Raw genomic sequence first — 23,973 nt, 5'->3', positions numbered from 1 at the left:
CGAAAATCGCTCGATTATTTGCTCGGTTTTGCGAAGATGGCCGCATCGATTGTTGGATTAATTTCCACCGAAACCGTTTCTACTGTCATCATTCCTCCCATTGGATTAGCTGTTTCAACAGTATACGGAAATGCTAAACCGTTCACCATTTTATAGTTTGAAAAGCTAACTTCTGAATCTATTTCTTGACCGTTCGCTTGTACTTTTGTCTGAGTTTTTACCACAAAATTAGTAGCTGTGGAAACATAGACCTTGCTGTCTTCACCTGATGGTTTAGTTACCGTCAATAGATATACATCAGCTCCATCCAATTTCTCTTTAGAAACTAACTCAATCTTATAGCCGTCTTTTTTAGCATTCGTTAAAATCGATCCCAAAGTCTTTTGAGAACCTGCCATTTTCACTTGATCAGCTGGCATATCTTCTGGCTCGCCTGTTCCGCCCATCATCGCAGGACGATTCATCCAACCTTTGTCTCCATCAATAACCGTAATGATTTTATTACCCATTACTTCTACCTCTTGACGAAAAGACTTACCAATAATTAAGGAAGTTTTACTATCAATATCCATCCCTTGTACGCTGAACTTATTTTTCACTACTGCCGTCTTAACAGTAGCCCATTTATCAGCACCACCCATAGCAGCTTCGTGCTTGGCTAAAATTTCTTCTGTCGATTGAGCAGAAGCAACAGAGGCTACTAACATTCCTGCCACTAGGCAGATTGATTTAATCATTGTTTTCATGATATAGGGGTTTATTTTTCGAAAGATAGTAAAATTATTGAGCTTTCTTTGGAATGGAACGCATAACGATAAACCATCCAACCAGCACTAAAATAGCGGCCATAAAAAAGGCGGCTCCAGGGAATAAAATAGGAGCTCTTTCAGAGGCAAAATAGGCAAATAAATTGGAGGCCAAAAGAGGGCCAAAAATGGTCGTAATAGATTGTAAACTAGTCAATCCACCTTGTAATTCACCCTGTTCATTGGGACCTACTTGTTGCGTAATCAAACTTTGAAGGGCAGGCCCAGCAATTCCCCCTAAGCCGAAAGGAATCATAAAGGCATACATCATCCAAGACTTCGTCGCATAGGCAAACATAAAGAAACCAATTCCGTATAGGAGTAGCCCGTAGGAGATGGCGCGTATTTCACCCAGTTTTGGCATAATGATACGAGCTAAACCTCCTTGCACTATGGCTACAATTAATCCCACAAAAGCTAATGAATATCCTACTTGATCAGGCGTCCAACCAAATACCTTCATCGTAAAATAAGACCAAGTGCTGGGATGTACTTGACCAGCTAATTGAAGGCAGAAAAATCCTCCGACTAGACCGGCAATGACTGGATATTTTGTTAAGTTTTTTAGAGATCCTAAGGGATTCGCACGACTAATATCAAAAGGACGGCGATTCGATTTGGCAAGCGATTCAGGCAAGATAAAATAGCCATAAATACCGTTTATCAAGGTTAAACCAGCGGCTGCAAAGAATGGAATACGATCTCCATAAGAGGCCAGCATCCCCCCTATCGCAGGCCCGATAATAAATCCAACCCCAAAGGCGGCTCCCACCACCCCAAAGTTCTTCGCCCGATCTTCTGGCTTAGAAACATCTGCGATATAGGCTTGCGCTGTGGTAAAACTCGCACCTGTAATTCCAGACATAATACGTCCGATGAATAACCAAAGGATATTAGGCGCAAATGCTAAAACTAAATAATCAATCGTGAAGCCGAATAAAGAGGCTAAAATCACTGGACGGCGACCTATTTGATCTGATAATCCCCCTAAAACGGGTGAAAACAAAAACTGCATAATAGCATAAGAAGCCATTAACCAACCTGCGTATTGAGAGGCAACGGAGATATCTCCACCCACAAAACCTTTGATAAGGTTAGGTAAAACGGGGATAATTAAGCCGATTCCGAGAACGTCAATTAATAAAGTGATGAAGATAAATCCAATTGCAGGATCCTTTTTGCTCGCCATTTGATTCTAGATTAGGCTGCAATTTAAGAAAAAGGATATTGAATTTTACCTTTTAAAAATTCCTTACTCGTTTCGGCACAAGATAAGGGTGTTTTACCGGCATCTGGAACGGCATCTAATTCGACTATGGCGAAGCCTTTGAAGTTGATTTTGTCCAAATTAGCAAATACCTCCTCTAGGTTCACTTTACCTTGCCCTAATTCGACGAAACGGTAGCGAGGCTCGGTTTGGCGCACATCTTTTACGTGTAATGAATGTAAAACTTTACGGTATTTCAAAACGGCATCCGCCGGATTACCACCTCCTTGGAAATAATGAGCTACGTCTAACAATAATTTGATTTTAGACGAATCCATGTGATTCACGAGTAATTCTACTTCCTCTGGCGTTTCTCCAAACTGGTCCATGTGGTTATGGTACGTAGATTGAATACCTATTTCTTTGGTTTTTGCACCGATTTCGTTCATGACTTCTGCTAAACGAATAAGGTCTTTCTCCTCCGGCTTCACCCCTTTCTTGCGTAAGGAATTGGTTAATTGAATTGACGTTCCTCCTAGGGCTTTTACGAAAGCAGCGTGCCTAACGTGCTGGGCGATGGATGCCTCTACTTTGGCTGGATCAATCTCCACATTGCCGCTCGAAAACATACATAATTGCAAGCCTGATGAATCTAATAAAGCTTTTAAAACGGAAGGATTATCCTTGTATTTTGAGAAAGAATTCGCGCGCAACTGTATCCCCTTGAAACCCAATGCTGAAATTTCTTGAATCGCCTGCTCATCTTGTCCGCCCCAAGTGATGGCAGAATAACCTAAAGAATAGGATTTTTTCGCCGTAAAAAGAGAGGAAACTGGAAGTGTTGTAGCCAAGGTAATGGCCAAAAATTCGCGTCTAGTTGTCATAGGAGGAGGTTTTGATATAAAAGCCTCACCTACAGCTTATTTACTCTCGCTGAATTTCAAATAATCCGCTAAAAGGCTCAACTTATCGGTACCGATGTAATCCACGCCGATATCTAACAAGGCTTGATACCCTAAAAGAGAATCTGGCGTTGCCCAAAGACGCACTTTTCTGCCATTTGCGTGAACCTGTTCGACGTAATTCTTGAGCTTTTCTTTCAAAGAAGTAGGTATAGGTCCCTGCCCAGCCCAAAAGCCAAACTTCAACATTGATTCACTCTCTAATACCACTTTATTCGTAGGAAAACGTTCATCAGAGCGTCCATCAAAGGTGATCCAAGCGGGTGATTCGATGTATTGCGAGGGTTTAGGACGGTTTCCAGAGATGACAATCCGAAAGCCTTTTTGCTGAATGATTTCTGCGTGTGGCTTCAAGGCGGCAATAATCAAGGGCAAAGTGGAATCTGCAGAGGTCTTCGAATCAATTAATAATTGGTGAAAATTTCCTTCTTTATTAGCTTTCAGAACGCGAATAATGGGATCGATGTACAAATCTTTCAAATTGCGATTCAAACTCAGTTGATTCCGTTCGTGCCCCACTAATAATTGGCCATTCACCGCATACACATCCGCCTCAATGGAGCCAAAACCTAGCTGAAAAGCGTTAAAAAATGGCCTTTCGTGTTCGTAATCATTGTGTGCGTGCGCTTTTAACAACGGACTCTGCGCCTGTAAAGCGAATGATAACAAACAGAAAAGGGCGATTTTTTTCATTAGCCTTTCACATAATCCCCAGACGCGATGCGCGTTTTTGGATCGATTTTCTTGTTGTATAGATACGCATAGGTTTCGATTTCCTTGCCTTTCAAGTTTACTTTCACCTGCTCGCGAACGAATAGACTTTCGGCTGGTTTGTCCGTATTGAATTCTTCGTATTCGTCTAAAACGTTCAACAATTTGATGGTATTAGACAATAAATACAATTCACCTATTACTTGATCTTTCGCGTCTTCTGACGGAATAATACCCGGATAATCAGCTACTTGGTACATCTGACCTTGGTAAGTTGCCATGCCGATATAATCCGAATTACGTGCGATTAAGCGGTGTAAATCGTTTCCACAGTCGCGGCGCAAGGTTCCATAGACGAATAAATATTCCTCTACGTCTGGTTCTGGTAGTTTCGCTTCTTCCAAAGTCAATACTAAATCCTCTTGCTCTACCACCGTTCCTTCAGTCAATAACACATTACCGATAATTCCTTCAAATGGTGCCGAAACAATTGATTCCATCTTCATCGCCTCGATCACGTATAGTGGAGCATTTAATTTCACTTCGTCGCCTGGTTTCACCAAAATACGAGATAAACGCCCCTGCAATGGGGCACCGATGTCGCCTTTTACTTTCGCTTTTGCGTGTTGCGCACGTTCGACTTTGACGTTTTTGTCCAAAATCTTAATGCGGCGCGCTTGGCCATTTAATTCAAAAGTAACGTTACGTAAACCCGACTCGTCTGGCTCAGACATATACAAGAACTTAACGATAATCGTCTTGCCCGGCTCGATGGTAATCATTATCTCTTCATCCTGCTTCAAACCATAAAAGAAGGCTGGCGTGGGAAGGGCTGACAATTCGCCGAATAAGGCCGAATTCTTATAATAGTCTTCGTAGACTTTCGGGTACATTTTGTACGATAAGTAATCGAAGAATCCGTCTTCAGCCTCTGGGAATTTCTTCGTGAAGGACTTGAAGTCAGCGTCGAAGTCGATGGGTGCTAAATGGTCGTTTGGACGACCTTCGATAGCGTGTTCTCCTTTTAAGATAATTTCCTGTAACTGTTTAGGGAAACCTTGGTAAGGCTGGCCTAAACCGCCTTTGAAGAAGTCTTTGACGGATTCAGGGAAGGATAAAGTAGCGCCTTTGGCATACACATCTTCCGCCGTTAACGAATTCGCGGTCATAAAGATCGCCATATCCCCCACCACTTTCGAGGATGGAGTTACCTTCACGATATCACCGAAAAGCGTATTCGCCTCCGTGTAATTGCGCTTCAATTGCTCGAACTTGTCGCCCACGCCCAACGCAATCGCCTGACCACGCAAGTTTGTGTATTGTCCACCCGGAATCTCATTATTGTACACCTCAGCCGTTCCGGCTTTCAATTCGGATTCGAATGGCGTATACATTGTACGCACCGCTTCCCAATAATTCGAATATTCGTTTAACAGGTCTAAATCCAGGTCAGATGCTTTCGCGTGACCTTGCATCATCGCAACTAAAGAGTTCAAATTAGGCTGTGACGTCAAACCGGACATCGCCCCTAAAGCACCATCCACGATATCCACACCGGCTTCAATGGCCTTTAAATAGGTCGCTGATTGAACAGAGGCCGTGTCGTGCGTGTGCAAGTGAATGGGTAAGTCGACCGCTTTCTTCAATTCGGTGACTAATTTTTCTGCTTGGAATGGACGCAAAAGACCAGCCATATCCTTAATCGCTAACATATGAGCGCCGGCATCTTCGAGCTGACGCGCCATATCGATGTAGTATTGCAGATTGTATTTTTCGTTTGTAAAGACGTCACCCGTATAGCAAATGGCAGCTTCAGCGATGCCCGGCGTGCGTTCCCGAACGGCTTTGATCGAGACTTTCATCGCATCAATCCAGTTCAAGGAATCGAAAATACGGAAGACATCGACTCCGGCTTCCGAGGATTTTTCCACGAATTTTTCAATCAAATTATCTGGGTAAGCAGAATAACCTACCGCGTTTGAACCGCGGAAAAGCATTTGCAATAACATATTGGGCATTGCTTCGCGGAATTCTTGCAAACGTTTCCAAGGAGATTCTTGCAAGAAACGCATCGCCACGTCGAAAGTCGCACCACCCCAAACCTCCATCGAGAACAATTGAGGGAAGGATTTCGCAAAACCGTCAGCTACAGCTAACATATCTTGGGTACGAACACGGGTGGCTAAAAGCGATTGGTGTCCATCGCGGAATGTCGTGTCCGTGAAATAGATTTGCTTCGCGTCGCGGATGTGTTTCGCAAATTTCTCCGGACCCATTTCAGTCAATAATTGTTTGTTTCCTTTCGGGTATTCCGCCATCGGATCCACATACGGGATAATTGGAGTGCGGAAAGGAGCCGTTGGCTTCACTTTCACATCCGGATTTCCGTTAACGATTACTTCTCCCAGGTAGCGAATCGCCTTTGTAGAGCGGTCGCGCGTGGGTTTGAAATTGAATAACTCCGGGTGGTTCGCAATGAAAGGCACCGTGCAGTGGCCTTCTTGGAAGACTGGGTGCGTGATTACGTTACGTAAGAACGGGATATTGGTTTTTACGCCACGGATTCGGAATTCGGTCAGCGCGCGGTTTAATCGTTCGGACGCACCGCGAAGCGTACGTCCTTTGGCAGACACCTTCACTAACATCGAATCAAAATAAGGGGAAATTTTTACCCCTGGATACGAAGATCCTTCGTCTAGACGAATCCCGAAACCAGCTGCATTTCTGTAGGCGATGATCGTTCCAAAATCCGGTTTAAATCCATTTGCTGGATCTTCTGTCGTGATACGGCATTGAATTGCAAAACCTTTTAGCGGAATGTCCGCTTGGTTTTGGATGAAAATACCTGGATCGGATAACTTGTAATTTTGGGCGATTAGGATCTGTGTGCGGACAATATCGATGCCTGTCACCTCTTCCGTAATCGTATGTTCTACTTGAATACGCGGATTTACCTCGATGAAATAGATATTTTCGTCTTTATCGACCAAAAACTCCACCGTTCCCGCGTTATAATAGTTTACGGCTTTACCGATGGAAAGCGCGTAAGCGTATAATTTCTGTTTTGTTTCTTCTTTTAGACCAAAAGAGGGGGCAATTTCGACCACTTTTTGGAAACGTCTTTGTACCGAACAATCCCGTTCGTACAAATGCACCAAATTTCCGTGCTGATCTCCTAATAATTGTACCTCGATGTGCTTCGGATCATCGATGAATTTCTCGATGAACAAAGTATCATCTCCAAACGCATTTTTCGCCTCATTCTTCGCCTCTTGATACGCTTTTTCTAGCTCTTCTTCCGTTCTAACTACGCGCATTCCTCGTCCACCACCACCGGCAGCCGCTTTTACCATCACAGGGAATTTAATGCGTTTCGCTTCGGATAGAGCCAAAGAATAATCAGCTAAATCCCCTTTCGAATCCTCAATCATAGGAACATTGGCCTTCAATGCAGCCACTTTAGCAGCTACTTTATCACCCAACGCGTTCATTGCTTCCGGTGAAGGACCCACGAAAACGATTCCTTCTTCTCTACAACGTGTCGCCAACACCACGTTCTCCGACAAAAAACCATACCCTGGATGGATAGCGTCGATTTTCTTCGATTTACACAAAGAAATCAAGCCCTCGATGTCCAAGTAAGGTTTTAAAGGCTCGTCGTCTTTACCGATTTGATACGCTTCATCCGCTTTATAGCGGTGTAAAGAGTAGCGATCTTCGAACGTATATACAGCAACAGTCCGAATACCTAATTCGGAAGCAGCACGCATAATTCGGATAGCAATCTCACCGCGGTTAGCGATCAATAAACTAGAGATTTTCTTAACGTATGATTTTGGCATAATCAATAAAATAAGGGATTCTAACAAAAATGCTAAATATATTGTGAAAATCGCATCGAATACCGCATTTTATTTGGGAAAACTTAAAAAAATACCATATTTATTGGGTTCGTTACCAAGAAAAATAATTCTACCGCCTTCGAACGATTTTTCTTAACTTGCAGGTCGAACAAAAAATTGCTTTTTATGAAACCTATCATCGGCATTACGTTAGGAGATTACAACGGAATCGGACCCGAAGTAATCTTGAAATCCTTAGCCAGTCCTCGCTTGCTAAAGTGGTGTACGCCTGTGATTTATGGTTCAGCGAAAGTATTGGATTTTTACCGCCAAAAATTCGAATTAAAAGAATGGTCCATCGCCGTGATCCAAGAAGCTTCCGAGGCCAAATCGGGTGAAAGCTTTGTCATCAACTGCTGGGACGATGCCTCTACCGAGGTAGAACCCGGAAAAGAGACCAAAGAAGCAGGGAAAGCAGCTTTTGATTGCTTAGAAAGAGCCGCAAACGACTTAGATCGTGGACTAATTTCCGCGTTGGTTACCGCTCCTATCAATAAACACAACATCCAATCTGAGGACTTCAAATTCCCTGGACATACCGAATATTTAACCGATCGTTTCGAAGCAAAATCGTCATTAATGATGATGGTATCTGATGGATTTAGAATGGGCGTCGCTACTGGCCACATTCCTCTATTAGAGGTTTCCAAGGCATTAAGTGCCGATTTGTTGCGCACAAAAATCACCTTATTCTTGAAGAGTTTAAAGGAGGATTTCTCCATTGACAAACCGCGTTTAGCTGTGTTGGGCTTAAATCCGCATGCAGGTGAATCAGGACTTTTAGGACAAGAAGAATTAGAGATTATTCAACCAGTAGTGGATGAATTTAGAACGAAAGGCAACTTGGTTTTTGGACCTTATCCGGCGGATGGTTTCTTCGGAAAAGCGCAATTCAAGGAGTTTGACGGCGTTCTGGGTATGTACCACGATCAAGGTTTGATTCCGTTCAAATACATCGCTTTTGACTCTGGTGTGAATTTTACAGCCGGTTTGCCAGTTATTCGTACCTCGCCAGATCATGGTACGGCTTATGATATTGCGGGCCAAAACGTAGCCGACCCAGGTTCTTTCCTTCAGGCCTTATTTTTAGCATTAGATCTCGTAAAAAACCGAATGAATGCGTAAAGTGTTGATTGTCGACGAGGTTCATCCTTCGATGGCAGAAGGGCTGACGAATTTGGGATTCGAGGTGGAAACACGCACCGATCTTACTTTGTCAGAGTTTGTGTCGATTTTGCCGGCTTATGACGGATTAGTCGTTCGCAGCAAGTTCAAAATCACGGCAGAAATTCTGACTGATACCACATTAACTTTTATCGCTCGAGCAGGCGCTGGGCTAGACTTATTAGATGTCGATGCCTGCCTATCTAGAGGAATCGCAGTTTTCTCTGCCAATGAAGGAAATTCAGACGCGGTGGCGGAACACGTTATTGGACAGTTATTATCGCTAGCACACAAACTCCATACGTCAGATACCGAGGTGCGGCACGGATTATGGGAAAGAGAAGGAAATCGGGGTTTTGAACTCAAAGGAAAGACCATCGGTATCATCGGATATGGAAATATGGGTAAAGCCGTCGCTTCGCGCCTTGCATGTTTCGGGATGAGCATTTTAGCCTATGACAAATACGCCCCATCGGCTGATTATCCAGCGACGATGGAACAGCTTTTTGAACAGGCTGACATCTTGAGTTTACATATTCCCTTGACTTCTGAGACGCGTGGATTGATTTCCGATGAGTTTATAGACTCATTCAAGAAGCCCATTTTACTGATCAATAGTTCCCGAGGACCTATTGCACCACTCGAACCATTATTGCACGGATTACGCTCTGGTAGAATCAAGGGATTGGCCTTAGATGTGCTGCCAAACGAAAAGTTATCCTCTTGGTCTCCTGTAGAAAAAGAATTATTCGCTGAAATCGCCGCCTATCCAGCGACCATTTTCAGCCCACACGTAGCGGGTTGGACGACGGAAAGTTATTATAAAATCAACGAGGTATTACTCGAAAAAATAAAGTTGCATTTTTCTCTATGAATTACCCCGTAAATCTTGCCGAAAAACTGGGTTTCAACCAGGTAAAAGAGGAAATTAAGCAACTTTGTTTAAGTCCGATGGGGCTAGAATATGCCGATAAAATGCGCTTTTCAGATCGTTTCCCTTTAGTCAAGCAATGGGTAGAACAAGTCGATGAGATGGGCCGCATTTTGGGCGAGCACGGTGGCGAATTCCCGCAGACGGATTACTACGACTTACGGTCTTATCTAAGTCCATTGCAGCTGGAAGGTCATTATTTATCGGCGGATGAATGGAGGGATTGGCAACGGGCCTTAACGGTTTTGTATGAAACCATCCGTTTCTTTGCAGCTATTGATTCTGCTGAATACCCAGAAATACACAAAATCACCCAGCATTTTCTCGCCAAAGGCGCAGAAAGCGATGGAGATTTCAGACAAATCATTCCGATTATTCAGGATTTAGACCGCGTATTTGATGTAAACGGTCAAATCAAGGAAACGGCCTCCCCTGCTTTAGGCGATTTACGTCGCAAGCGAATTGCCGAAGAGCAAGGACTTCGTAAGAAACTCGACTCCTATTTAAGCCAAGCCTATAAAGAGGGCTGGGTGAGCAAGGATTTCTCGTTAACCTTACGTAATGGCCGAATGGTGATTCCACTAGCGGCGGAGCACAAGCGGAAGATCAAAGGTTTCGTTCAGGATGAATCGGACACCGGGAAAACGGTCTTTTTAGAGCCCGCTGATGCGCTGGCGATGAACAATGAGATCAAATCCTTGGAATCAGCTGAGCGTCGCGAGATCATCCAGATTTTATCGAAACTATCAGATCGAATTCGTCCCTTGACACCCTTTTTAGCCCACGCCTTTTCGTGGCTAGGGTTAATTGATTTTATTCGGGCCAAAGCCCTATGGGGAAGTGCTCACAAAGCCATCAAACCTACGTTTATTCAAGATAAACCGATCGTTAATTGGACTGATGCGCGTCATCCCTTATTGGAAAAATCGCTCGAAAAAATTGGTAAGAAGATTAAACCACTGACCATTCGATTAGAAGATGACCGCCGCATTATGGTCGTTTCAGGTCCCAATGCGGGAGGTAAATCCGTAACATTGAGCACAGTAGGTTTATTGCAATACTTATTCCAATCCGGATGTTTAGTGCCATTAGCCGAAGGTAGCACGATGGGCTTCTTCTCCCAACTCTTTTTAGATATGGGGGATGAGCAAAATCTAGAAAACGAATTAAGTACCTATTCGTCTCACTTAAGTAATATGCGGCACTTCTTGCAGCACGTGAACGAGAACACGTTGATTTTGGTCGATGAGTTTGGTACGGGAACGGAGCCCTCTTTAGGAGGTGCGATTGCGGAATCCATCTTAGAGAAACTAGCGGATAAAGGGTGCTATGGAGCGATAAATACCCACTTTGGCAACCTAAAAAGCCTAGCAGATCGCCAAAAAGGACTTTTCAACGCCGCGATGCGTTATGATACCGAGCACTTGGAACCTCAATTCATCTTGGATATGGGAAAACCGGGTAGTTCGTTTGCCTTTGAAATCGCTCAGAAGATAGGTTTACCGAAAGCCATCATCGAAAATGCGCGAAAGAAATTGGGCAAGAAGCAGGTGGATTTTGACAAATTATTGCTGGAAACGGAGACGGAGAAGCAGATTTGGGAGAGTAAAAATGCTAGTTTAGCACTCGCTAATGAGCAGGCACTTTCCATCAAGGAAAACTACGAGCGCCTGAAAAATCACGTTCAGGAAGAGCAAAAGGCGATGCTGAATGCGGCGAAAGCCGAAGCGAAAAAGATCATCCAAGAGGCGAATCAACGCATTGAACAAACGATTAGACAAATTCGCGAGAAAGAGGCTGATAAAGAGAAGACGAAGGAATTACGCGCGGATTTAGAGCAATTTGTACAGAAAGAACTAAAAACGGTGGCCCCTTTGAAGGTCGTTTCAGAAACACCCGGAATCGTTTATGCTAACTCCCCTATCGCTGTGGGTGATTGGGTAGTAATTAAAGGGAGTGGTGACGAACCTACTTTGGGACAAATCATGGAACTCAAAGGGAAAGACGCTGTTATTTCTTTAGGAGCCATTCGCAGTACGATCAAACTGAATCGCCTCCAAAAAATCGTCGCACCTAAACAGCAAAAGAAAAGTACAGCGCCTCTTCGTGGCATCGATATCAACGATCGGATGGCGCAATTCCAGCTCAAACTGGATATCCGTGGGAAACGCGGTGAAGAAGTTTATGTCATTTTAGACCAATATATCAACGATTGCCTCCTACTAGGCGTTCCAGAAGTTCAAATATTGCACGGAAAAGGAGATGGAATTTTACGAACTTTAATTCGCGAACAACTACGTCGATACCGAGAAATTAAAAACATCACTGACGAACACGCAGACCGTGGCGGTGCGGGAATCACCATCGTTACTTTTAAATGATCCGATTATTTGCCTCTCTTTTTGCCCTCTTTTTATTGAGTAGCTGCATGTTACAATATGCCGCTGGTCTCACGCAAATACAACAAGAAAAATACAAAGAAGCGACGTATAACTTTTCAGTGGCTTTAACAAAAGACCCTAAAAACCCCGAAATCTACTTCGCAAGAGCCTTTTCACGTGGATCGATGGAAGAATACTCGGGTGCCATTTCTGACTTAACCAAAGCCATCCGCCTCGATTCCACGAATGCGGATTATTATTTCTACCGAGGCTATTTCAAATCCAAACTAGGGAACGATAAAGGAGCCATCAAAGACTTCTCTAAATCAATCATTCGCTACCCTTATTATGGAGAAACGTATTATAATCGGGGTATTAATCTGATGCACCTTGGCCTGATTGATGATGCTTGCCTAGATTTTAAGACGGCGATTGAGTTAGGGGATACGCTTTCGTTGAAGTACCAAGCTTCGCTTTGTAGATAAGAGAGTAGAGATACTTGACTTATCTCATTCTAGCGTATGATTTCCATCAGTTATCCCCCTCCATCGCTAGGGTAATTTTGCAAGGCTTTTATATAGCCTCCAAAATTTTCCAGATGAACTCAAAATCAAATCATACCTTCCATATCCCCGTTATGGGATTAGCATTTACGGTGGACTCCCCTATTAAAGTGGCCCGTTTTGGCATTTCCTCCGTCCTCTCCTTAGCAGAAGATCGCCTGATCGAAATGATGCGAAAAAAGTATAGCGAATTAGCCGGAGATGACTACCAACCCATAGGACCTAATGTGGAGGATTACCGGGCGAAAAGGATTACGAGTTACCTAAATCTAATCCATCGTATCGTGCAGAAGCAGTTCAAAACCTTACAGCAAGAAGCTTTTGGAGAAGGAAATGAAATCGACCAGTACTTTGAGATGTTGCCCACCGATTCAGTTCTACGGGCCTCTTACACGCAACTATTGAAAACGGATTGCCCCACTAAAAAGGGGATGTTAGCGAATGAATTAAGGTCAAAAATGCAGCCAGGAAGCATCGATGTAAATATTATGACCAAATTGGATAAAAGTAATCCAAGCCCGAATGGGGATATAAAAGAAGAAAATTCCGATGCGGTGGCGGCATTAAGAGGCTATGCACTCAGTGAGTTACGTAATTCATCTCTTGTTTTTTCAGCGGGCATGAATCCCCGTTTATTTAATTATTTAGAACAATTTGAGGATTTCCAAACCGGTAAAAAGAAGGTTATCGTCAAGGTGACCGATTTTAGATCGGCCTTGATTCAAGGGAAATATTTGGCCAAAAAAGGCATTTGGGTAAGTGAATTTCGCATCGAATCAGGATTGAATTGTGGTGGACATGCATTTGCGACAGATGGGTATTTGCTTGGCCCCATTTTAGAAGAATTCAAAACAAAAAAACAAGAATTAATCGACACGATGTTCTCCCTTTTTCAAAAAGGAGAGAAAGCTCCCGCCATTAAAATTTCTGTACAAGGGGGCATCGGAACGCACGAGGAGGACCAATTATTACACGATTATTATGCGGTAGACAGCACCGGATGGGGCTCACCATTCTTATTAGTTCCTGAAGCGACCACGGTGGATGAGGAAACGATGCAATTGCTTGCTTCATCGAAAAAAGAGGATATTGTTTTAAGCAAAAGTTCTCCCCTCGGCGTTCGATTTAATTATCTAAAAGGCACTTCTGGCCACAAAGAGCGCTTAAATCGGATAAAACAAAACAAGGCAGGAAGCCCTTGTACGGAAAAACATTTAGCTTTTAATACCGAATTTACGACGGAACCCATTTGTACCGCATCGAAAAAATACATTCAACTAAAATTAGCGACACCGGAAGGACAAGCAAAAAAAGAAGAGATTTTAGCCAAAGAATGCCTCTGCGTAGGGTTAAGCAATTCTGCAGCTATCGTCAATAAAGAATCATTTGTCAAAAAACTAACCGCCGTGACCATGTGTCCAGGTCCGAACATCGCCAATTTCTCCCAAATTGTTTCCCTTAAAACCATGCTTGATCATATCTATGGTCGCATCCAAGATTTGACGAAAGAGAGTCGTCCACACCTATTTTTGGCAGAACTAGAACTCTATGTGAACTTCCTGGTAGAATCAATCGAAGAAGAAATCAATACGGAGACTTGGGCTAAACGGACGAAATATTTCCAAACTTTCACCGCAAATCTGCAATCAGGAATCGAATACTATAAAACCGTACCAGCCTTAGCGAAAAAGTCATTCCTGAATACCTTAGAAAGCATGGAAAACGAATTGCATTTTATTCAACAAAAATACACGCTTCAGACCATTGAATCGTAGGCCAAAGGCTTGGAAAGGCTACAAATTTTCGTGTTATTTGTAGCTTATTTTCCAATTTATAACGATTCATTATGTCTATTGCAAAAACCGGCGACAAGGTTGCCGTACACTACACTGGTAAACACACCGACGGTGCTATTTTTGACTCTTCTGTAGGAAGAACACCCCTTGAATTTCAATTAGGTTCAGGCATGGTCATCAAAGGTTTTGATGATGGCGTGACTGGTATGACCATTGGTGAGAAAAAAACCGTTGTTATTCCGGCAGCTGAGGCTTATGGCGAGCATTCTCCAGAAAACACCGTTACCTTAGAGCGCGCTCAAATTCCTCCTCACATTGAATTAGAATTAGGTGCTTCTTTATCTATGCACCAAGATGGTGGTCATGTGGTAGAAGTGGTAATCACTGATTTAACAGATTCTCACGTTACCTTAGATGCGAATCACCCATTAGCTGGTCGTGATTTAACATTTGAACTTGAATTAGTATCGATTTCATAAACTATGAAAATTAATTTGCGCTCCTTTGCCCCCCATGGGATTGTCCTTTTGGGTTTCCTATTGATTGCTTTCATCTATTGTGGACCGGTTCTGCAAGGGAAAGTTTTGATTCAACATGATATTCAGCAAGCCCAAGCGGCGGCACAGGAGAGCATTCAATACAAAGAAAAAACCGGTGAGGATGCCTGGTGGTCGAACTCGATGTTTGGCGGGATGCCCACCTACCAGATTTCAGGATCGTATCCGTATTCGATTTCTGCCAAAATAGGTTCTTTCATTACCAATCTACTTCCCAGCCCCGTGAATTTGCTTGTCCTTCAAATGTTAGGGATGTATATTTTACTTTGGGCGATGGGATCCTCCCCTATTTTAGGCTTTGCCGGAGCTGTATTCTACGCCTTTGCGACCTATAATATGGTCATTATTCCTGCAGGTCACACCTCTAAAGTAATTGCTTTAGCCTACGCTCCTATCGTTTTAGCAGGGGTAAAATTAGGCTGGGGTAATCGAAAATGGCTAGGCGTTGCCCTATTCACATTGGGAATGGCTTTAGAATTATACGCTAACCACGTCCAAATTACGTATTACCTTTTCTTCATCATTGGTTTTTACCTCCTTTATACCCTTTCGCAAGCCATCAGCCAAAAGACCGTTGCCGACTGGTTCAAACGTGGATTATTGCTGGGTTTGGGTTTAGTTTTAGCCTTAGGAACGCACTCGATGCGTCTTTGGAATAACTATGAATATTCGAAAGAAACAACGCGTGGTGCCTCCGAACTAAGTGCGAATAAATCGCGTGGAGATGGTTTAGACCAAACCTACGCCTTCGATTGGTCCTACGGAATTGCGGAAACGGGCACCTTATTGATCCCCAATTTTATGGGAGGAGCTTCTGCGGGAGATTTGGGTGGAACGGCTTCGAATACCTACCAAACGATGTCTAACGCGGGTATTCCAGACGAACAAGCTTTAGGATTTGTCGAAAAAGGCCCTGCTTATTGGGGAGAACAAAGCTATACCGCAGGCCCAGCGTATGCGGGAGCCTTAGTGATCTTCTTGTTTTTGTTTGGGGCATTCTACATCAAATCAGCCGAAAAGTGGTGGATTATTGGATTCACAGCCTTATTTATCACCTTCGCTTGGGGTAAATATTTCTTCTTTAATGGAATTCTATTCCAATACTTCCCGCTGTTTAACAAGTTCAGAGCCATCACGATGGTGCTTTCCTTTGTGCAATTAGGCTTTGTAAGCTTAGGTATTTTAGGCTTGATTCGATTCATTCAGCAAAAATCAAGCTGGTCTGAAATTAAAAAGCCGTTGTTATATGCCGCCGGATTAAGTGGCGGTCTTGCCTTGTTTTTCGGGATGGCGCCGGATTTATTTTTTGATTTTAAAGGACCTAATTTTGGCGGAGCTTTGATTCAAGATACCGCTTTGAATAACCAGATCTGGCGCTCCATTCAACTTGACCGAATCGAATTATTCCAATCGGATGCCTTCCGCAGTTTCTTTATCGTATTGATCGGAGCAGGCATTTTATGGGTGGCAAGTACGGGGAAAGTTAAAAAATCGATTTGGTTAATCGCCTTAGTGCTATTGGGTATTTTTGATTTAACTCCGGTGGCGAAACGCTATTTTGGCAAAGATTTCTTTGTTTCCAAAGCCACACTAGATGAGCAAATCTTACCTACACCAGCTGATCAAAAGATCTTACAAGATACCACCCATTACCGTGTGGTAAATGTGGCAACGAACTTTATGAGCGATGCGACCACCTCTTATTACCACCAATCGTTAGGCGGATACCACGCCGCTAAATTGCGTCGTTACCAAGAATTGATCGAGAAACAGTTCACAGGCAATCCGGGACAAATGAACATCCTGAATATGCTGAATACGAAATACATTTTGAGCCCTGATTCAACTGGTCAATTAGCCCCTCAAACGAATCCAGGTGCTTTGGGCAACGCTTGGTTGGTATCAACCGTAAACGTCGTTCCTACAGCGGATGACGCCTTGAATGGAATCGGCAAAATCGATCCGAGCTCTGTAGCTTTAGTAGAACAAAAAGATGCCGCTTACGTACCTACCGCCACATTCAAGACGGATGGCAACATTCAATTGACGGAATACAAACCGAATCACTTGTCCTATACATCTGACTCGAAGCAAGCAGCGTTTGCTGTGTTCTCGGAAATCTATTACCGCGGAAACAAAGATTGGAAGGCTTATATCGATGGCAAAGAAACGAATCACGTGCAGGCAGATTATGTATTACGTGGCTTAGCGATTCCTGCAGGGAAACATACCATTGAATTTAAGTTTGCCCCCGTTTCAGTTATTACGGGAAATAAAATTGACTTAGGGGCTTCCATTGCGATGCTATTATTTATTGCATTCGCTTTTTACCAAGCGGCTAAGGCCAAAAAAGAAACGATATGATCTACTCCATGACGGGCTTTGGAAAATCCCAAAAAGAACTCCAAGACCTGCAAATCCGTGTTGAAGTTAAAAGTCTGAACTCGAAGTTTACGGATATATTTTGCCGTGTTCCTAAATCGCTTTCAGCCAAAGAAATCGATATCCGCAATTACCTCACGCAGCAATTAGAGCGCGGTAAAATGGAGCTGAATCTGCATCTTCAAAAGAACAACGAGAACGTTGAACAAAGCATCCTTCCACAAGGTCAAATAGCCACCTATTTCACAGAATTAAAGCGCTTTGCCACTGAACTAGGCATCTCGAACATTGACGAAAATGCCTTGTATTTACAGGCTATGTCGATGCCAAGTTTGAACTCTTCGGATCATTCACAAGACAACGAAGAGGAAATCGAAGCACTTTGGAAAGTAGTTTTTGAAGCCGTTCAAGAAGCGGTAAAAGAATGTAAAGAGTTCCGTGCCCGGGAGGGAAAAGTCGTGGAAGACAAATTCCGGGAATATATCGCTGCCATCAAATCTGGATTAGCGCAAGTTTTAGAGCAAGACAAAATCAGAATGCCGGGTATCCGTGAACGGATGCGCAATGCCCTTTTGGAACTTGGTTTGAAAGAAGATTTCGATAAAAACCGCTTCGAGCAAGAGGTGGTATATTACATCGAGAAGTTCGACATCTCCGAAGAAAAAGTACGCCTAGCGACTCACCTAGATTACTTCATTGAAATTCTAGAAGAAGGAAACGGAAAAAAACTAAACTTTATGGCCCAAGAAATTGGCCGTGAGATCAACACCATCGGCTCGAAAGCAAACGATTCAACTATCCAGCGTTTAGTCGTAAATATGAAGGATGAGCTGGAGAAGATTAAGGAGCAAACTGCAAATGTGTTGTAGTTGCTTCGCAACTACAACACATTTGCTTAGTCATTGCTTCGCAATTTAGTCAATGAGTCGCCTACGGCTTAGTCCGAAGGAAAGGCACAAAGAATAAAGGTGAATGTTGCTTCGCAACGATGTGTGAACCATTTCATAAACTAAAAGCTTCAGGAAGAAATTAGAGTTGATTATGTTGTAATACATAAGAGAATTATTGCGCAGCACAATTCTCGTGTATTACAATATAATCAACGCAATTCCAGCACATCCTAACCCTATCCCCACCCACTGCTTGTTCGTCAACTTTTCTTTGAAGAAAACCAAAGCGGTAACTGCACTTAAGAGAATTACCCCTAGATTATAGATAGTCAATACCACCGCGCCATTTTGTTGGTAAGCATCTAAAGCTTTTAACAGGAAATAGAACGAAAAGAAATTAGGAAGACCCAAAGGAATAGCTGCTAAAACAGATCTTAGAGACCAGGTAACCCCACCAGTGATCGTCCAATACACCAAAACAATCGCAGAAGTAGCCATTGAACCGAGTAAAAGCATCAAGGTAAAGGAAATACTTCCACCCACTTGCTGAACGATGGCCGCATTGAGATAATTAAAAGCTGTATTTGTGATTCCATAGGCCACAAAAACGGCGACCAAAGCCCAAATAACTGGCTTTTGGATAGAACCTGCACCTGATGGACTGCAGAAATAGATGGCTGCAAATGATAAAAGAAGGCCCGCAATTACAGATAAAGTCAAATCTCCACCTGTCTTCCAAATGAAAAGATTCACCATCACCGGAATCACTAAGGAGATATTATTCGCTAGAGACGTGGGCGCCATTCCATTTTTAACGGTCGAATAGCCTGATAATAAGAATGTAATCACAAAGCCAATTCCAATGCCCAAAATCCCCAAAGAATAACCTGCAGAAGGCCAATGAAAGGGGATCGCATCCATTTGATGAAAATAGCCGGTTAGAAAACAAACGGGATAGTTTAATAAAATGGCAATGCGTGTATCGATATTGAATTTTGCGTGGGCACGAAAATTCACCAGTAGCAAAACCGAAAATACGATGGTTAGAATTAAATACAGCATCTTATGAGTTCTTTACTAAGTCTTCTAACAGAGCCACATACTCCGGCGAATTATTTAAACTTTCGACTAATTGCCAATGCTCTCCACCCGCCTCTTCGAATAATTCTTTGTACTCCTCGCCTACCTCAATCGTTGTTTCTAAACAATCTGCCACAAAGGCAGGGGAAAAGGCTAAAATCTTCTTCTTACCTTCCTTAACGAGCTTCTTGATGGTTTCATCTGTATAAGGTTGTAACCAAGGGTCACGTCCTAAACGGCTTTGAAAAGCTGTCCCAAAAGTTCCTGGTTTCAATCCCATTTCCTTCGCAATTAAACGCGTTGTCTCGTGGCATTGTGCCCGGTAACATGTATGGTTCTTCTCGGTGATGCTTTCACAACAAGTCCCAAAAACACAGGTATTCTTTGTGATATCTCCTTTGCGAATGTGGCGCTCAGGAACTCCGTGATAGGAGAATAAGTAGTAGTCGAAGTCAACTTCTTTTTGGTAGTTCGCGGCTTTGTCTGCGAAGTATTTGGCAAAAATCGGATGCTGGTAAAAATAGCTCACCATCGAAAGTGATGGCATAATTTGCCAATCAGACATGATTTCCATCACACGCTCATAAACCGAACCCGTGGTAGCTGAAGCGTATTGTGGGAAGAAAGGAATGACGATTAATTTCTTCAGACTAGCCTTTTGCATTTCTGACATGACCGACTTTAAATCCGGACTTTGATAACGCATGGCTAAACGAACCATATAGCCATCACCTAAAGTTTCCGCTAGGGACGCACAAACATCTTCTCCATAAAATTTCAAGGGAGAACCGCGTTCTTCCCATAATTCTTTATAGATTTTCGCAGATTGAGGGGCTCTAAATGGAGCAATGATCCCATTCACTAACAAGTAGCGGAATGGATAAGGTATGTCGATAACACGACCATCCATCAAAAACTCCCGTAAATACTTACGTACACTGGGGGTACCTGGATCATCTGGAGTTCCCAGATTCACTAATAAAACACCGATCATAGTTCTAATTAAAGCACAAATTTGTGCCTAAAAAACTAGAATACCCAACCTTCTGGAGTAATTTTTGTTCTGGTAGGCGATTCGACACAAGGTGCCTTATCCTGACATCCCACAGATCCTGGAGGGCAAGCATAAGTATCACCCGGAATCACCGAAACAATGGGCAGTTCTCCCACAGGAATATCCTTTCTACGGTCAATTATAAATATTTTCTTACGCACAGAAAACACGTTAAAAATACCTAATACCCGTTCAGACGGAGTCGTCAAAGATTTGATATTTAAACTAAAACGCGTTTCAGCAGGCACATCAAACAAAGAACCCGAAGACTGTACTTGTGAAATTAAGGATTGATAAAAGGCAAACGCATTTTTAGTGATTGAACGTTGTTCTAAACGGAAATAATAGGGGGTCCAATTATCGAAAGGAATACGTGCTACTTGACGCCCTACCACACGCTGACCATTCGTTAACACGTCCGAGAATACATTCAAATCATTATTAGTGGATATATCCCAGCAATTTCCGTCGCACATATAATTCAAAATGGCATCATTCGGGAATTTAGGTTGAACGCAATCTAATTTCTTAAAGTCAAATTTTCCTCCATCCGTACATGTCGCACAGAAACCAATTTTCTCAAAATGCTTCCAGTTCCAAAGGTAAAAATCACCTTCGGTAGGCAAGTCTTTAAAATCCAAATAAACAGTAAATCCCGCACGGCGAACGTCTACTTTGGAATATTGATCGAAGGTCTCAAAACGCGTAATCGCATTTTCAATCTCCGGTACTGCCTTCATAGTTTCAGCCGTACTTTCATAGGTCTGACCAGTTAACATCTTCACATTTAACTTATAGGTAGAACCTACCGCTCCTTTAAATCCTGTAGGAGGATAATAGGTTCCCAAAGGAATCCCCTCGGTAAAGGGTGTTTTGTTACCATTTTGGTCTGTCACAAAAACAACCGCTTTTGAAATAGGTAAGGCTAATTGAGATTGCAAACGGTTAGATGAACTCGTTAAACGCACCTTGCTTAACTCGGGATCGTCCGAAATATCCGCTTCAATGGTAGTAAATGAAGTTGCATCGATTTGGACAAAATCCTTAATAGGATTCACGCAGGCCCATGTCACTACGCCAAGCAGAAACAGGTAAAAAAGTATATTTTTAGGAGATAAAGACATATTACAAGAATTTGAAATTGTAGGTTAACGAGATAAATGGAGAGGCGAAAACGCTTAATTCATAAGCTCTCAACCCATTCTTAGTTGATTTGAAGAAGACGGAGTAAGGGTTTTGACGACCATATAAATTATAGATCGTAAATACCCAGCTACCTTCCCAGCGTTGCTTTTTCATGGAAGGATTATTTATCGTCCAGGAGAAATCTAAGCGGTGGTAATCTCGAACTCGGTCATTATTGCGTTCCGCAAATACCGGAAATTTCTTACCCCCAATCTCATACGATCCAGAGGGAGAAGAGAATGGACGACCCGTATTATAGGCAAATGTAAAGGAGAAACTGTGGTGCGTCGTCGGTTGAATATTCAACATCATATTAAACGTATGCGGCTTGTCATAATTCGTGGCAAACCAATCTCCTCCGTTGATTGCTTGTACCTCAGGATAATCCCCTATCATTTGGTTGAAGGCACGCGCATAGGTATACGATACCCAACCAGAGACTTCCCCTTTCTTCTTTTGGACCATCAATTCCATCCCATAAGCCTTACTTTTCCCCGAAATCAATTGCGTTTCAATGTTCGGATTCAATTGAAGATTAGCACCTGAGACGAAATCCAACGTATTTCTTACGTCTCGATAATAGGTCTCAATAGAAGCCTCATAGACATTTTCATTGAAGGTTTTAAATAAACCTAAAGACAGAAAATCACTCTGTTGTGGCTTAATAAATGTATCTGCTGTCTTCCAACGTGACGTAGGCAAAGGCGTAGTGTTATTCGATAATAATTGGAAAAATTGCTGCTGGCGATTATAGCCAAACTTCATGGTCGTATTTTCCGCCAACGAATATTTCATGGTCAAACGGGGCTCAAAACCACCATACGAAGCCATCACTTCACCATCAGCATACGTCGTTTTCTTAACAATCGAATTCAACGAGGGAACTTGACCCGGCACATATTCATTAATTGACCCTGCTCCCATTCGGTAATATTGCGAATAGCGAAGACCGGCTTGCACCGTGAATTTGGGACTAATCGTCCACTCGTCATCCGCGAATAGTCCTAATTCATAGGACTGCTCTAAGGGCAATTTAACGGTCGCAACTCTCGAAACAACTCCCTCATTCAAATTACCCGGGTCGATATCATAGCGTGTTCCTGTTATACCAAAGTTCATTTTATGGTTTTCACGGGGCTGGTAATCGAAACTAGCCGTCAAATTGCGGTACAAGATCGAAGATTTCAAATCAATCGTATTTACCGTATCCGGTGCAAATGTCTTAGTGGAATAATCCGTCAAGGACCCACTCACCATCATGTTTAACTTAGGAGAGAAATAGTGATTCCAATGCACTGCCACATTCGAGTGTCCATAATTAAAGGACGTTTGCTTTGCGACCACGTTTTCAATACTAAACAAAGAATCTACTCGGTAGTAATCGTGGCTTAAATAGGTAGAAAGCGAAATGGTGTTTTTCGTATTCGGACGGTAGAAAACCTTCGTCGCTACATCGGAGAAGTTAGCGCGCAGGTTTTTCAAATAATCCGGTGCAAACCATTTAAACATAAAGTCGTTCACAGAAAGACGTCCTGCCACTAAAACAGATAATTTTTCCTTAATGATGGGAATTTCAGCCATCACCCGATTTGAAACTAAACCAATACCGCCTTGCATTTTGAACTTATCCGTATTCGGTTCGATCATTTTAATGTCCAAAACCGAAGCGGTACGACCACCAAAACGAGAAGGAACTCCCCCTTTGTATAATTCTAAATCCCGAATCGCATCAGATGCAAAGACCGAGAACAAACCAAACATGTGCGTCGGGTTAAAGATGGGGGTATCATCGATGTAAATTAGGTTTTGGTCCACATTAGAACCCCGAATATTCAAGCCATTCGCACCTTCACCTACGGAAGAAACGCCAGGAAGCGATTGTAAACTGCGAATCACGTCGACTTCTCCCATCATCGTAGGCAATTTCTTGATCCCTTTTAAACTAAGTACGGTTACACCTAAAGAGGGTGTTTGAATATCCCGCTTTGTGGCTGCAGAAGAGACGATTACCTCTTCTAATTGCTTCGTTACGTTATTTAATTCGACATTTAATTCAGTATTTGCTTTGATGTATATTTTCGTACGGTAGGGATTATAACCTACATAACTGACTTTGATCACCCATTCACCATAGGGTACGTGCACTTTATAGTTTCCTGAGGTATCCGTAGTTACGCCTGACTTTTTAAAATCAACAGAAATATCAGCACCTTTTAATGGCTCGCCTGTAGAGGCATCGATTACTTTACCGAAAATGGCCGGAAGAGAGGTCGTTTGTGCAATGCTTTGATGCGAAAGGACAAATAAAAGTCCAAGGCAAAAGACTCTGGGTAAGAGTTTGATCATATAAAATAGGTTAACAGACGCAATTCTGTAAATAAACAAAAAATAAAGGGGATTCC

At 42.8% G+C, this 23,973-nt stretch carries 17 protein-coding genes; 8 read left to right on the top strand and 9 right to left on the bottom strand.

Going from position 1 to position 23,973, the window contains the following annotated elements; all coding sequences use genetic code 11:
- Window positions 1-14: 14 nt before the first annotated feature.
- Genes SKC35_RS02235 through SKC35_RS02215 form a run of 5 tightly spaced genes read right to left on the bottom strand, consistent with a single transcriptional unit; the run spans window position 15 to window position 7,528 of the window.
- Window positions 15-746 (bottom strand): LolA-like protein, encoded by a 732-nt coding sequence (locus SKC35_RS02235; RefSeq protein ID WP_377977863.1) that lies wholly within the window; start codon window positions 744-746, stop codon window positions 15-17.
- Between the two features lie 34 nt (window positions 747-780).
- Window positions 781-1,995, bottom strand: coding sequence for a TCR/Tet family MFS transporter (locus tag SKC35_RS02230; RefSeq protein WP_377977862.1), 1,215 nt, complete (start codon window positions 1,993-1,995; stop codon window positions 781-783).
- 23 nt (window positions 1,996-2,018) lie between these two features.
- The gene (locus SKC35_RS02225; RefSeq protein WP_377977861.1) at window positions 2,019-2,897 is read right to left on the bottom strand and encodes a sugar phosphate isomerase/epimerase family protein; all 879 of its coding nucleotides are present in this window, start codon (window positions 2,895-2,897) and stop codon (window positions 2,019-2,021) included.
- 36 nt (window positions 2,898-2,933) lie between these two features.
- Window positions 2,934-3,668 (bottom strand): PI-PLC domain-containing protein, encoded by a 735-nt coding sequence (locus tag SKC35_RS02220; protein WP_377977860.1) that lies wholly within the window; start codon window positions 3,666-3,668, stop codon window positions 2,934-2,936.
- Window positions 3,668-7,528, bottom strand: a complete 3,861-nt coding sequence (locus SKC35_RS02215; protein ID WP_377977859.1) for a pyruvate carboxylase — start codon at window positions 7,526-7,528, stop codon at window positions 3,668-3,670. The genes SKC35_RS02220 and SKC35_RS02215 overlap by 1 nt, the downstream gene beginning before the upstream one ends.
- 186 nt (window positions 7,529-7,714) lie before the next feature.
- Here SKC35_RS02215 and pdxA point away from each other — a divergent pair, with 186 nt between their 5' ends.
- From pdxA to SKC35_RS02175, 8 genes are all read left to right on the top strand, one after another.
- Window positions 7,715-8,713, top strand: coding sequence for a 4-hydroxythreonine-4-phosphate dehydrogenase PdxA (gene pdxA / locus SKC35_RS02210; RefSeq protein WP_377977858.1), 999 nt, complete (start codon window positions 7,715-7,717; stop codon window positions 8,711-8,713).
- A complete protein-coding gene (locus SKC35_RS02205; RefSeq protein ID WP_377977857.1) occupies window positions 8,706-9,626 on the top strand; it encodes an NAD(P)-dependent oxidoreductase in 921 nt (306 codons plus the stop codon). The genes pdxA and SKC35_RS02205 overlap by 8 nt, the downstream gene beginning before the upstream one ends.
- Window positions 9,623-12,064 (top strand): endonuclease MutS2, encoded by a 2,442-nt coding sequence (locus SKC35_RS02200; RefSeq protein WP_377977856.1) that lies wholly within the window; start codon window positions 9,623-9,625, stop codon window positions 12,062-12,064. The genes SKC35_RS02205 and SKC35_RS02200 overlap by 4 nt, the downstream gene beginning before the upstream one ends.
- Window positions 12,061-12,549 (top strand): tetratricopeptide repeat protein, encoded by a 489-nt coding sequence (locus SKC35_RS02195; protein ID WP_377977855.1) that lies wholly within the window; start codon window positions 12,061-12,063, stop codon window positions 12,547-12,549. Before SKC35_RS02200 ends, SKC35_RS02195 begins: the two co-directional genes overlap by 4 nt.
- Window positions 12,550-12,662: 113 nt before the next feature.
- On the top strand, window positions 12,663-14,402 hold the full coding sequence (locus SKC35_RS02190) for a hypothetical protein (protein ID WP_377977854.1): 1,740 nt from the start codon (window positions 12,663-12,665) through the stop codon (window positions 14,400-14,402).
- A 71-nt stretch (window positions 14,403-14,473) separates the two neighbouring features.
- Complete coding sequence (locus tag SKC35_RS02185) at window positions 14,474-14,902, top strand: FKBP-type peptidyl-prolyl cis-trans isomerase (RefSeq protein ID WP_269006470.1); 429 nt, start codon at window positions 14,474-14,476, stop codon at window positions 14,900-14,902.
- A 3-nt stretch (window positions 14,903-14,905) separates the two neighbouring features.
- Window positions 14,906-17,344, top strand: a complete 2,439-nt coding sequence (locus tag SKC35_RS02180; RefSeq protein ID WP_377977853.1) for a YfhO family protein — start codon at window positions 14,906-14,908, stop codon at window positions 17,342-17,344.
- Window positions 17,341-18,231 (top strand): YicC/YloC family endoribonuclease, encoded by an 891-nt coding sequence (locus SKC35_RS02175; protein WP_377977852.1) that lies wholly within the window; start codon window positions 17,341-17,343, stop codon window positions 18,229-18,231. The genes SKC35_RS02180 and SKC35_RS02175 overlap by 4 nt, the downstream gene beginning before the upstream one ends.
- 219 nt (window positions 18,232-18,450) lie before the next feature.
- On the opposite strand, the gene SKC35_RS02170 is transcribed toward SKC35_RS02175, so the two are convergent.
- From SKC35_RS02170 to SKC35_RS02155, 4 genes are read right to left on the bottom strand one after another with little or no spacing between them, the layout of a single operon-like run.
- Window positions 18,451-19,314, bottom strand: a complete 864-nt coding sequence (locus SKC35_RS02170) for an EamA family transporter (protein ID WP_377977851.1) — start codon at window positions 19,312-19,314, stop codon at window positions 18,451-18,453.
- 1 nt (window position 19,315) lies between these two features.
- Window positions 19,316-20,326 carry a ferrochelatase gene (gene hemH / locus SKC35_RS02165; RefSeq protein ID WP_377977850.1) on the bottom strand — a complete coding sequence of 337 codons (1,011 nt, stop codon included), beginning with the start codon at window positions 20,324-20,326 and terminating at the stop codon, window positions 19,316-19,318.
- Between the two features lie 35 nt (window positions 20,327-20,361).
- Entirely contained in the window at window positions 20,362-21,510 is a 1,149-nt protein-coding gene (locus SKC35_RS02160) for a DUF4249 domain-containing protein (protein WP_377977849.1), read from the bottom strand.
- 1 nt (window position 21,511) lies between these two features.
- Window positions 21,512-23,917, bottom strand: coding sequence for a TonB-dependent receptor (locus SKC35_RS02155; protein WP_377977848.1), 2,406 nt, complete (start codon window positions 23,915-23,917; stop codon window positions 21,512-21,514).
- Window positions 23,918-23,973: the final 56 nt, after the last annotated feature.

Origin of the sequence: Aquirufa originis (assembly GCF_042714495.1) — a bacterium.
Classification (GTDB): Bacteria; Bacteroidota; Bacteroidia; order Cytophagales; family Spirosomataceae; genus Aquirufa; species Aquirufa originis.
Note: the sequence above shows the minus strand (reverse complement) of the source record. Positions and strands in the feature narration are given on the sequence as shown.